Consider the following 12,730-nt stretch of genomic DNA (forward strand, 5'->3'; position numbering starts at 1 on the left):
ATTCAGTAAAGTGCGGTGAAAATAGAAAAAATTTTATAAGGAAAGACGATGCAAATATCTATTGGAAAAAAGCAACCTAAACAAAATTATTCAGCCAGTTTAATTAATTTTGAACGGGCGGTATCCAATCAGGATCGTCAAGTGGCCGGCCGAGAATTAGTTGCTATTTTGCAATCGCTGGAAGTCAATGGCGGAAGCATTCAACAAATTGAAATGGATATTCCGAGAAGCCTGACTTTAGTGGCACATGAAGACGAGCGTTATTTCTGTACTCGACTGGCGGTTGCGGTATCAGATTTTTTCCGCATGCCGGAACTGGTATTTTCCGATGCGGGAGCTATTGATTTATTGACTTATCAACGCAGGTTGGCTCAAGTATTTGCTTCTTCGCCTTTTCTGAATGCGGATCATGTTTTGCGTAGTTTTGATATTGATTTAAGTGACCATCAATCTCAAGTTGCTGTGAAAAAAGGCTTGTTACAAAAATTTTGTATCCTGTATTTTCCTGAATCTAACATACCGTTAAATTTTGAATTGTTATGGCAATTAAGTCCCGAACTTTGCATTTCACTTTGTTTTGCATTGCAATCGGATCGCTTTATCGGTACAACGGCAGCATTTCGGAAACGTCATATTTTATTAAAGTGGTTACCGACCAAATTATCGAAGATTAAAAACCTTAATGGCTTGAACGAGCGTATTTTACACGATGTCTATATGCGTTGCAGTTATGATACGGCAGCTGAAAAACATCGTATCAAGGAAGGAATTAACGGCATAATTCGTCGTCATTTATTAGAAAACGGCTGGCAGGATCGTAATATCGCACCTATTGGTTATATCAAAGGAAAGCCGATTATGATGGTTTATTTGGAGCATTTTCATGCTACACATTCTATTTTTCGTACTCATTCAACCTCTTTACGTGCTGCATGGGAGCAGTTTTTTTTAATCGGTTTTGGCGGAAGTACAGTGGATCAACAAGGGAAGGCGGTGTTTGATATTTTTTATCCGTTGGACACGATTCCTTTACCAAACAATAAGTTAAAACAAATTCGGCATTTTTGTGAGCAATATAAACCGGCGGTTTTCTATATGCCGAGTATAGGAATGGATTTAACATCGGTTTTTTTAAGTAACACTCGTTTGGCACCAATACAGGCGGTAGCACTAGGACATCCGGCCACTACGCACTCTCCGTTTATTGATTATGTTATTGTTGAAGATGACTACGTTGGTTCGGAACAATGTTTTAGCGAATCGTTAATTCGATTGCCGAAAGATGCGTTACCTTATATTCCTTCGGCCAATGCCCCGAAAACAGTTGAATATTGTTTAAGAGAGGAGCCGGAAATGGTACGGATTGGTATCGCCAGTCATATTATGAAATTAAATCCTCAGTTTTTGGAGGCCTGCCGTCAGATTCGTGATAAAGCAAAAGTGAAAATCCACTTTCATTTTGCACTAGGCGCTTCCAAAGGGATTGTTCATATTTATGTCGAACGTTTTTTGAAATCGTATTTAGGAAACGATGTCACGGCACATTCTCATTTACCTTATCAACAATATTTAGATGTGCTGCATCAATGCGATATGTTGATTAATCCATTTCCCTTTGGTAATACTAACGGCATTATTGATATGGTTACATTAGGTTTGGTGGGAATATGTAAAACCGGTCCGGAAGTACACGAACACATTGACGAAGGTTTATTTAAACGCTTAGGTTTACCGGATTGGTTAATTGCAAGTAGTGTAGAAGAATATATTGAGCGTGCTATTCGTTTAGCTGAAAATCATAAAGAACGCTTAATATTACGTCGTCATATTATTGAAAATAATGGGCTACAAACATTATTTACCGGCGATCCCAGCCCAATGGGTAAAGTCTTACTGGAAAAAGTGAAGGCTTTAGGTATGTAAACGAGTTAAAAAATACCGCACTTTAGTAGAGTAAAGTGCGGTGGTTTTTTGTAGAATTTTTGTTATTCCGTTACTTCATTGCTTTCTGTTTCTGCAATGTCGGCAACATCCGTTGTTTCATCCTCATCATCCACTTCGGCGACACGTTCTAAACTCACAACGTGTTCATCGTCGGCCGTGCGGATTAAGCGGACACCTTGGGTGTTGCGGCCTACAATGCTGACTTCGCTGACACGCGTACGCACAAGTGTGCCGGCATCGGTGATCAGCATAATTTGGTCGGTATCTAACACTTGGGCGGCAGCCACTACTTTACCGTTACGTTCGCTCACTTTAATGGAGATCACACCTTTGGTATTACGAGATTTAGTCGGGTATTCCGTTAAGTTGGTACGTTTACCGTAACCGTTTTGCGTTGCGGTTAAAATCGCCCCGTCATTTTTCGGAATCACCAAAGATACCACTTTATCAATGTTCAAATCTAATGCTTCATCAGCGTTATCATCGGAAATTTCTTCAATTTCTACCGCACTTTCTTCATCAGACAGATCGTTGGTTAACGCCAGTTTGATTCCGCGTACGCCGGTTGCGGTACGACCCATTGCACGCACGCTCTGTTCGCTGAAGCGAACCACGCGACCTTGGGATGAGAACAACATAATTTCATTCGAACCATCGGTGATATCCACGCCGATTAGCTCGTCTTCATCGCGTAAATTTACGGCGATAATGCCGTTGGCGCGCGGACGACTAAATTCCGTGAGAGCGGTTTTTTTCACAATACCGCCAGCGGTTGCCATTAATACAAATTTATCTTCCGCATAATCGGAAATCGGTAAAATCGCAGTGATACGCTCGTTGGTTTCCAATGGTAGGATATTGACAATCGGACGGCCACGGGCACCGCGGCTGGCTTGCGGTAATTGATACACTTTCAACCAATACAAACGGCCACGGCTGGAGAAGCAGAGAATAGTATCGTGGGTATTTGCCACTAATAATTTCTCGATAAAGTCTTCTTCTTTCATTTTGGTTGCGGATTTGCCTTTACCGCCACGACGCTGTGCTTCGTAATCGGTAAGCGGTTGATATTTCACATAACCTTCGTGAGAAAGGGTGACGACCACATCTTCTTGGGCAATCAAATCTTCCAGATTGATATCGCCGGAAGCGGCAGTAATTTCAGTACGACGCGGATCATTAAATTGTTCTCGAATCTGTTCCAATTCTTCGCGGATCACTTCCATCAAACGTTCCGGACTGCGTAAAATACGCAATAATTCACCAATCACATCAATGAGTTTATGGTATTCATCAAGAATTTCATCTTTACCCAAATTGGTGAGTTTTTGCAAACGTAAATCTAAAATAGCTTGTGCCTGTACTTCCGTTAAGTAATACATGTCATCACGGAAACCGTATTTTTCAGAAAGATCTTCCGGACGAGCCACATCCACACCGGCCGCTGCGAGCATTTCAGCCACATTGCCTAATTCCCAGGCGCGGCTTAATAAACCTTGACGAGCCGCTTCCGGATTCGGTGCATTACGAATTAATTCGATAATCGGATCCACATTCGCCAATGCGATAGCCAAACCTTCTAAAATATGTGCACGTTCGCGGGCTTTGCGTAATTCATATACCGTACGGCGAGTTACCACTTCACGGCGGTGCAATACGAAGGCTTCAATTAATTGTTTTAAATTCAAAATCTTAGGCTGACCGTGATCGAGCGCTACCATATTGATACCGAAAGTCACTTGCAATTGGGTGAGTGCATAAAGTTGATTTAACAACACTTCGCCCACAGCATCCCGTTTCACTTCAATCACAATACGCATCCCGTCTTTATCGGACTCATCACGCATCGCTGAAATACCTTCGATTTTTTTCTCTTTTACCAAATCCGCGATTTTTTCTTGCAATTTCGCTTTATTTACTTGGTATGGAATTTCATTGATGATAATGGTTTCTCTGCCGCGTTCGTCGGTTTCGATTTCCGCTTTGGCACGTACATAGACTTTGCCGCGGCCGGTTTTATAAGCTTCTTCGATACCTTTGCGACCGTTGATAATACCTGCGGTCGGGAAATCCGGACCGGGAATGTGGGTCATTAATTCATCAATAGTAATATCGTGATTGTCCATATAAGCCAAACAGCCGTCCAGCACTTCGCCTAAGTTATGCGGCGGGATATTGGTCGCCATACCTACGGCAATACCGGATGAACCGTTCACTAACAATGCGGGTACTTTGGTCGGCAGTACATCTGGAATTTGTTCGGAACCGTCATAGTTCGGCACAAAATCCACGGTTTCTTTGTCCAAATCCGCTAATAATTCGTGAGCAATTTTGGTCATACGGGCTTCCGTATAACGCATTGCCGCTGCCGGGTCGCCATCTACCGAACCGAAGTTGCCTTGACCGTCCACCAGCATATAACGTAATGAGAAGGGCTGAGCCATACGCACAATAGTGTCGTAAACAGCACTGTCGCCGTGCGGATGATATTTACCGATCACATCCCCCACAATACGGGCAGATTTGCGATAAGGTTTATTGTAGGCATTACCCCCTTCGTGCATTGCAAATAACACGCGGCGGTGTACCGGTTTCAAACCGTCACGCACATCAGGCAATGCACGGCCGACAATCACGGACATGGCATAGTCGAGATAAGAGGATTTCAGTTCTTCTTCGACACTGACAGGGGTTATATCTTGGGCTAGTTCACTCATTCGGACTTCCTAGTTTGTTTCATTTTATATGACTGAAAATTTGGGGAATTATAGCATAAAAAGGACATTTTCCCTAAGAATAATTAGGGAAAAGTGCGGTAGAAATTGAGAAAGTTTTTAATTGATTTTAATCATCCGGTGGGATAAAAAACGCTGAATTAAATTTGCCATTGATTTGCCATTCGGTAGCACTAAATTCGGTGCGATTTCATATAGCGGTACGATGACAAATTCCCGATTTTGCATATCGTAATGGGGAACGGTCAGGCGTTCGGATTGAATGATTTCATTGGCATACAGCAAAATATCCAAATCCAGGGTGCGTTCGCCCCAACGGCGTAAACGCACACGACCTTGCCGGTTTTCGATCTGCTGCAAGGCTTCTAATAAATCCAAAGGGGCAAGTTCGGTGCGGATGCCGGCGACCGCATTGGTGTAATCCGGTTGATCCTGCGGGCCGAGGGGTTTGCTTTGATAAAAAGAACTCACCGCCGTTAGTTCGGTTTGCGGTAATTGGGCAATTGCGGTTAACGCCGATTTAAGTTGCTCAATCGGCGTATTCAGATTACTGCCTAATGCGATATAAGCCGTAACCATTATTCATTTCCTTGAGAACTGCCGGCTTTTTTGCTTCGCGGTTTGTAATAGCGGCGTCTGCGTTTGGATTTTGACGGTTTAGAGTTTGGATTGCGTTTTTGTTGTTCGCGCATCAATTCGCCCCGTTGCTGTTCGTTACTGAATTGATATTCGTGCCACCAAATGGCCAGCTCCACCGCTTCACCGCCTTCAATCTCTGCCCGCATTGCCAATAAATCATAGCCTGCACGGAATTTGGGATGTTCCATTGCTCGCACCGGATGCGATCCGGAACGTTTCATTAATTGCAGCTGCAAAAACCAAATGTCACGGATAACCGTAGTATGACGTCGCGGTGCCGCAAGAGAGCGGCACATTTGGTCTAAAATATCGTTGCTCGCCAAGGCATAGGCATCGTGATTATTCAAACCGCCTTCGTTTTTCAATACATCCACTTTTTCCCGTAGCGGATACCAGAAAAATGCCGCAAATAAAAAAGCCGGATTAATGCGTAAATTATCTGCAACACGTTCATCGGTAGAGGTTAATGCCGTAATAATCATTCGTTCTGCAAAGCTATCGGCTTTTTCTGTGAAATAAGGTATTAATTCCGGAAATAGCTGCTCAAATAAATGATATTCACGCAATAATTGATAGGTTTTTACCCCGAAACCGTTTTGCAATAATTTTAAAGACTCGTCAAATAAACGGGCAGGAGGAATATTTTTTAGCAATGGCGCAAGACGACGGATGGGGGCGGCGCTTGGTTGATCCAAAAACATATCCAATTTAGCCATAAAGCGGATAGAACGTAGCATTCGCACCGGATCTTCTTGGTAGCGGGTAGTGGGATCACCGATTAAACGGAGTTTGCCCGCTTTCAAATCGTCCAACCCATTGAAATAATCGTGCAGTTCATTGTGTTGCGGGCTGTAATATAAAGCATTGACGGTAAAATCACGGCGTTCGGCATCTTGCTCTAAAGTGCCGTATACATTATCCCGCAGTAACATACCTTCGGCACTTTGCTTGGATTGCTTTTCGTTATGATTTTCCTGATGATTCGCACGGAATGTGGCCACTTCAATCACATCACGACCGAACATAATATGAGCTAAGCGGAAGCGACGCCCCACCAAACGGCATTGACGTTGAAATAACGCTTGCACCTGCTCCGGACGGGCATTTGTTGCAATATCGAAATCTTTTGGCTTTTTACCTAACAGCAAGTCACGCAAGCAACCGCCCACAACATAGGCTTCATAACCGTTGCGATTGAGTTTTTCTACCACTATCAATGCATTTTTGCTGATCATTCGCGGCTGAATGCCGTGCAATGAGGCTTTCAGAATATTTTTGTTGTAACGATGACCTGGTGCCGCAGCATTATATTTGCGTGGCTGAATAGGTTCTTGATAGACTTTTGGCGTTGTAGCCGCCGGTTGTGTATCAATGCGTTGGGTTGATGAATTCGGCTGTTTTTTATGAAACAGTTTTTTGATATAACCTAAGATAATAAACTCCAAATTAGGTTGATTAAATTGCTAAAGGGCGTATAACAATACGCCCTTGAAGTTACAGATTAATTAAATTAACCCACCATTTGTTTTTCACGAATTTCCGCTAAGGTTTTGCAATCGATACATAAGTCTGCGGTCGGACGGGCTTCCAAACGGCGAATACCGATTTCTATACCGCAAGATTCGCAATAACCGAAATCTTCCGTCTCGATTTTTTTCAATGTGCGTTCGATTTTTTTCAATAGTTTACGTTCGCGGTCGCGGTTGCGTAATTCTAAACTGAATTCCTCTTCTTGTGTCGCGCGGTCGGCAGGATCCGGGAAGTTTGCCGCCTCGTCACGCATATGTTCTACGGTGCGGCTGGCTTCGTTTACGATTTGATCGTGCCAGGCTTGCAGAATTTTCTTGAAATGAAGTAATTGTTCTTCATTCATATATTCTTCACCGTTTTTTTCGATATATGGTTTTACTCCAGCTAAAGCCAAAGGACTTAATGAATTTTGTTGGGTTGTAGTAGCCATATTTACTCCTTGAATAAGAAAATGCGCCCTTGTTAGGATGAAAAACATCCACAGACAATGTAAAAGACCCGAGTTCCTATTGTTGTTAACCATTGTGATTTTAAAATCGTTATAAATAGCAGAACTTGCGGAATTTAGCAAATGGAAAGTGAGAAATTTATGGTTTTTTACATATCTTTTTTCAGTTTTGTGATCTGTCTTCCAAAAATAACGTTCACTTTGGGCTTTTGCTAACGGAATCTGCCATGAGTCTTTTATAAAGACCTTTCTAAATGCAAAAAGTGCGGTAAAAAATGAAAAAATTTACATTAGATCACGTAGCCGGATTAATTATTCTTTGTAGTTTGACTTTGTTATGGTTGCCGGATTTTTTATTATTGTCTTGGCAGTGGTGTTTTATCGGGATTACTGTAGGGTTAATCCTGTTCGTATTCGGCGGTCGTATGCGAGCAACTTTTTGGCTAATGGTAATAGGATTTTTTTGTGTGGGCTATGTTCATAACACTGCATTGAATTTAATGGAAAAAGCCGGTTCGGTTCATCTGCTTGAGCAAAAAGATACGATAGAATTTTATATTGAGGAAATTATTACGCAACAAGGTTATACATCATTAATCGTGACAACTAAAGATCCGCAGCACAGAATTTATGTGAATTGGAAAGTTGCGGATAAACCCCGGTTAGGTGAATGGTGGAAAGGGAAATTACGTTTTCGACCAATCTCTTCTCGTTTGAATTTGGGCGGTTTTGACCGGCAGCAGTGGTATTTTTCGAAAGCTGTTACCGCTTATGCGTCCATTAAAAGTGCGGTCAAAATAGCAGAAAAAAACGATTGGCGAAATCAGCGGTTATCACAATCCTTAGAACAAACGAAAATGTTAATACAACAAGGGTTATTAATGGCATTGGCTTTTGGTGAACGGGCGTGGTTACCTAATGATGTATGGCAAATTTATCAGCAAAGCAATACGGCTCATTTGATCGCCATTTCCGGTTTGCATATCGGTTTGGCAATGAGTTTAGGATTTGCACTGGCACGAGCGGTGCAGTTTTTTCTGCCTACCCGCTGGATCTCGCCTTATTTTCCTTTAATCAGCGGATTATTACTCGCTCTGATTTATAGTTATTTAGCAGGATTTGCCATTCCCACTTTTCGGGCGATAACGGCGATCAGTTTGGTATTGGTGATACGTTTTTATCGAGGATATTGCACTGTTTGGCAGCTTTTTTTGCGAACGGTGGCGATTTTGCTGTTATTTGATCCCATAATGATCTTATCCGCCAGTTTTTGGCTTTCAGCAGGTGCAGTGTGCTGTTTGATTGTGTGGTATCAGCTTTTTCCCTTATCAAATTGGCTGACTACACAATCAAGATGGTACAAAATGCGCTATGTTTTCGGCTTATTTCATTTGCAGTTGGGCTTGTTATTGCTGTTTACGCCTATTCAATGGGCGTTATTCGGCGGTTTTTCAGGCGGCGGTTTTATTGCGAATCTGGTTGTGGTGCCTTTGTTCAGCTTAGGATTAGTGCCGCTGGTTTTGTTTGCGGTGTTTACGCAAGGAGCGTTTAATTCGTGGGTTTATGCAGATCATTTGGCACATTGGATCACCGGGTTTCTTACTTTATTTCAACACCAATGGATTACCGTATCGCATCAAACTACGCTGATTTTTACCGCACTTTTAGCGATGTTGATCTTTTACATCGCTTATCGAAAATCAGCTCGTTGGTTGTCAGAATACGGTATAAGTGCGGTAGGTTTATTTTTATTTTCCAGTCTTTCACTCGTTTATCATTATATTCATAAACCAAACTGGCAATTGGTTATGCTTGATGTGGGACAGGGTTTGGCGGTGTTACTTGTAAAAGATCAACGAGCGATACTTTATGACACGGGAGCCGCTTGGTCGGGGGGAAGTATGGCTGAAATTGAAGTGCTACCTTATATACAAAGGCAGGGATTGATTTTGGAGCAATTGATTTTAAGTCACGACGATAATGATCATTCCGGCGGAGCAAGGAGGGTATTACGGCAATATCCGACAGTGTCTTTGTTGTCATCGTCCTATAAAAACTATGGTGAAACTCACCGCACTTTTTGTAAGAGCGGAAAGCGGTGGCAATGGCAAGGATTGGATTTTCAGGTTTTATCTCCAAAGTCCGTTGTTGCAGAAGCGAAAAATCCTGATTCTTGCGTGCTGTTAGTCAGTGACGGTACATATAAAATTTTACTTACAGGGGATGCGGATATGGCAACGGAAAATCAAATTGCTCAACAAGTGGGCAAAATCCATGTATTGCAAGTAGGGCATCACGGCAGTAAAACTTCTACGGGCGAAAAATTATTAAAACACGGCCAACCGCAGATTGCATTAATTTCCAGCGGGCGTTGGAATCCCTGGGGATTTCCTCATAATATCGTGACAGAACGACTTAATCGTTATCAAAGCACAGTCTATAATTCCGCAGTTTCAGGACAAGTGAATGTGAATTTTTATGTAAATGAAAGTGGGAATGAAATTAAAATTGAAACGGCGAGAACTGCTTTGTCGCCATGGTATGCGGGCTATTTTAGTCGATAGCTTATTAATTAATCAGCTATAATTGGCTAAACAGATAAATCAAGGTACAATGCCCACAATATTAATGCAGATAGAAAAGAAATTATGTCAAATCAAATGCAAGATAAAGATCTTAGCACCGGGCAAACCTTCAAACGTTTATGGCCGATTATCGCACCGTTCAAATGGGGATTGGTCGCGGCAGGAATCGCTTTAATTCTTAATGCGGCGGCAGATGCCAGCTTAATTTCAATGCTTAAACCTTTGTTAGATGACGGTTTTGGTAAAGCCGATTCCGGTTTTTTGAAAATGATGGCGTTTGTTGTGGTCGGCTTGATTATCTTACGCGGTCTTACCAATTTTACTTCTCAATATTGTTTGGCTTGGGTGTCGGGTAAGGTGGTCATGATGCTGCGTCGCCGCTTATTCCGTCATTTAATGTATATGCCGGTGTCTTATTTTGACACGAATTCAACAGGTAAATTGCTTTCTCGTATCACTTATGATTCGGAACAGGTGGCTAATTCTTCTTCCGGTGCACTGATTACGATTGTGCGTGAAGGGGCTTATATTCTGTCATTGCTTGGTGTGATGTTTTACACCAGCTGGGCGTTGACGTTAGTGTTATTCGTTATCGGACCGATTATTGCGGCACTGATTCGTGTAGTATCCAAACACTTTCGCCGATTAAGCAAAAATATGCAGGACTCCATGGGCGAAGTGACATCCAGTGCGGAACAAATGTTGCACGGACATAAGGTAGTATTATCCTTTGGCGGTCAGCAAATTGAAGAAAAACGTTTTAATGAAGTGAGCAACGATATGCGTAGCAAAGGAATGAAAATGGCAATGGCCAATGCCATTTCCGATCCTATCGTGCAGATTATTGCTTCTTTTGCCTTGGCTGCCGTGTTGTATTTATCCACCTTGCCGGAAATTATGGATGATAATCTTACCGCCGGTTCCTTTACCGTAGTATTTTCATCTATGCTGGCAATGATGCGTCCGTTAAAATCTTTAACTAACGTTAACGCCCAATTTCAACGGGGAATGGCAGCCTGTCAAACCTTATTTGCTATTTTAGATCTGGAAACGGAAAAAGATCTGGGCAGTTATAAAACAGAAAGAGCGGTGGGAAATTTAGTGTTTAATAATGTCGCTTTTGCTTATCAAGGCAAAGATCAACCGGCACTAAATAATATTTCCTTTACCATTCCTGCGGGTAAAACCGTGGCATTAGTGGGGCGTTCCGGTTCCGGCAAATCCACCATTGCCAACCTTGTCACACGTTTTTATGATATTGAAAAAGGTCATGGCGAAATCACCTTAGATGGTGTGAATATTCAAAATTATACCTTGGCGAATTTGCGGGAAAACTGTGCGGTGGTATCGCAACAGGTGCATTTATTTAATGATACGGTAGCGAATAATATTGCTTATGCTGCCACGGATAAATACAGCCGTGAAGAAATTATTAAAGCGGCGACGGCGGCACATGCTATGGAATTTATCGAAAAATTAGACCTGGGTTTAGATACCGTAATCGGCGAAAACGGTACGAATTTATCCGGCGGTCAACGCCAGCGTTTGGCTATTGCTCGTGCCTTATTGCGTAATTCCCCGGTGTTGATTTTAGATGAAGCCACATCCGCCTTAGATACGGAATCAGAACGTGCAATTCAAGCCGCATTGGAAGAATTGCAAAAAGATCGCACGGTTTTAGTGATTGCACACCGTCTCTCCACTATCGAAAAAGCCGATGAAATTTTAGTCATCGAACACGGTGAAGTAAAAGAACGGGGCAATCACAACACCTTATTAGCACAAAAAGGTATTTATCATCAATTACATCAAATGCAGTTTGGTCACTGATTTTCGAGATAAAAGACAATGAACTTTTGGTATTCCCACTCTTGGTTAGCTTGGTTGTTATTGCCGTTGTCATTATTATTTTTATTGATCACGGCAATTCGTCGAGCTTGTTACCGCTTGGGAATTTTTAAATCCTACAAAGCGGATATTCCTGTCATTATTGTAGGGAATTTGTCCGTGGGTGGAAACGGTAAAACGCCGATGACGATTTGGCTAGTAGAGCAGTTGCAAAAGTGCGGTCTAAAAGCGGGGATTATTTCCCGCGGTTACGGCAGTCAATCGAACATTTTTCCTTTGTTGGTACAAGCGGATTCCGATCCTAAATTAGCCGGTGATGAACCGGTGTTAATGGCAAAGCGTACCGGAGTGCCGGTGTGTATTTCTCCGAATCGTCAGGAAAGCATTGAATTATTACAGAAAAAGAATAAACTTGATGTGATTATCGCCGATGACGGGTTACAACATTATAAACTGCAACGAGATCTTGAAATTGTGGTTATGGATGCCGAACGTGGTTTGGGTAATGGTTTTGTGTTGCCCGCAGGTCCTTTGCGTGAGCCAAAAGTGCGGTTAAATTCAGTCGATTTTATAGTGGCTAACGGCAAAGCCAATGAATATACTCAAAACGTGATGACGTTAGTGCCGAAATTTGCTGTGAATTTAGTCAGCGGTGAAAAGCGATTATTAACAGATTTCTCCCAAGTGAATGCGATGGCAGGGATTGGTAATCCGCAACGGTTTTTTACCATGTTACGGTGTTTGAATATTCAACTATCCGATACGCAGGCCTTTGCGGATCATCAAACCTTTAATGTTGAGTCGTTGCAAAAATTTCCGCAAAATCAACCGCTCTTTATGACGGAAAAAGATGCGGTGAAATGCCGGGAATTTGCTCAACCGGATTGGTGGTTTGTGCCGGTGGAAGCAGAACTTTCCGGACCTGATGTGAACCGCTTAATTGAAAAAATTCAACAGCTTGTGCATAAGGAGCCGAAATGACTGCTCAAACAGAGCCCCAA

General features: G+C 42.4%; 8 protein-coding genes. 4 read left to right on the forward strand and 4 right to left on the reverse strand.

The genetic code is table 11. The annotated features are described in order from the left end of the window. Positions 1–48 precede the first annotated feature (48 nt). Positions 49–1,923 (forward strand): UDP-glucose:protein N-beta-glucosyltransferase, encoded by a 1,875-nt coding sequence (locus EDC44_RS00055; protein WP_131974123.1) that lies wholly within the window; start codon positions 49–51, stop codon positions 1,921–1,923. 62 nt (positions 1,924–1,985) lie between these two features. Here EDC44_RS00055 and gyrA read toward each other — a convergent pair whose 3' ends face one another. From gyrA to dksA, 4 genes are all read right to left on the reverse strand, one after another. Further along, positions 1,986–4,661 (reverse strand): DNA topoisomerase (ATP-hydrolyzing) subunit A, encoded by a 2,676-nt coding sequence (gene gyrA, locus EDC44_RS00060; protein ID WP_131974125.1) that lies wholly within the window; start codon positions 4,659–4,661, stop codon positions 1,986–1,988. 117 nt (positions 4,662–4,778) lie between these two features. Beyond that, entirely contained in the window at positions 4,779–5,258 is a 480-nt protein-coding gene (gene folK, locus EDC44_RS00065) for a 2-amino-4-hydroxy-6-hydroxymethyldihydropteridine diphosphokinase (RefSeq protein ID WP_131974127.1), read from the reverse strand. Beyond that, a complete protein-coding gene (gene pcnB / locus EDC44_RS00070; protein WP_424275888.1) occupies positions 5,258–6,763 on the reverse strand; it encodes a polynucleotide adenylyltransferase PcnB in 1,506 nt (501 codons plus the stop codon). The genes folK and pcnB overlap by 1 nt, the downstream gene beginning before the upstream one ends. Positions 6,764–6,828: 65 nt before the next feature. Further along, positions 6,829–7,278, reverse strand: a complete 450-nt coding sequence (gene dksA / locus EDC44_RS00075; protein WP_131974129.1) for an RNA polymerase-binding protein DksA — start codon at positions 7,276–7,278, stop codon at positions 6,829–6,831. A gap of 293 nt (positions 7,279–7,571) precedes the next feature. Here dksA and EDC44_RS00080 point away from each other — a divergent pair, with 293 nt between their 5' ends. The 3 genes from EDC44_RS00080 to lpxK all read left to right on the forward strand — a co-directional run bounded on the left by EDC44_RS00080 (position 7,572) and on the right by lpxK (position 12,710). After that, a complete protein-coding gene (locus EDC44_RS00080; RefSeq protein ID WP_131974131.1) occupies positions 7,572–9,860 on the forward strand; it encodes a DNA internalization-related competence protein ComEC/Rec2 in 2,289 nt (762 codons plus the stop codon). 96 nt (positions 9,861–9,956) lie between these two features. After that, positions 9,957–11,711, forward strand: a complete 1,755-nt coding sequence (gene msbA, locus EDC44_RS00085) for a lipid A ABC transporter ATP-binding protein/permease MsbA (protein ID WP_165870207.1) — start codon at positions 9,957–9,959, stop codon at positions 11,709–11,711. 18 nt (positions 11,712–11,729) lie between these two features. Then, positions 11,730–12,710, forward strand: a complete 981-nt coding sequence (gene lpxK, locus EDC44_RS00090; RefSeq protein WP_131974134.1) for a tetraacyldisaccharide 4'-kinase — start codon at positions 11,730–11,732, stop codon at positions 12,708–12,710. Positions 12,711–12,730: the final 20 nt, after the last annotated feature.

Source organism: Cricetibacter osteomyelitidis (genome assembly GCF_004340985.1).
GTDB classification, from domain to species: domain Bacteria; phylum Pseudomonadota; class Gammaproteobacteria; order Enterobacterales; family Pasteurellaceae; genus Cricetibacter; species Cricetibacter osteomyelitidis.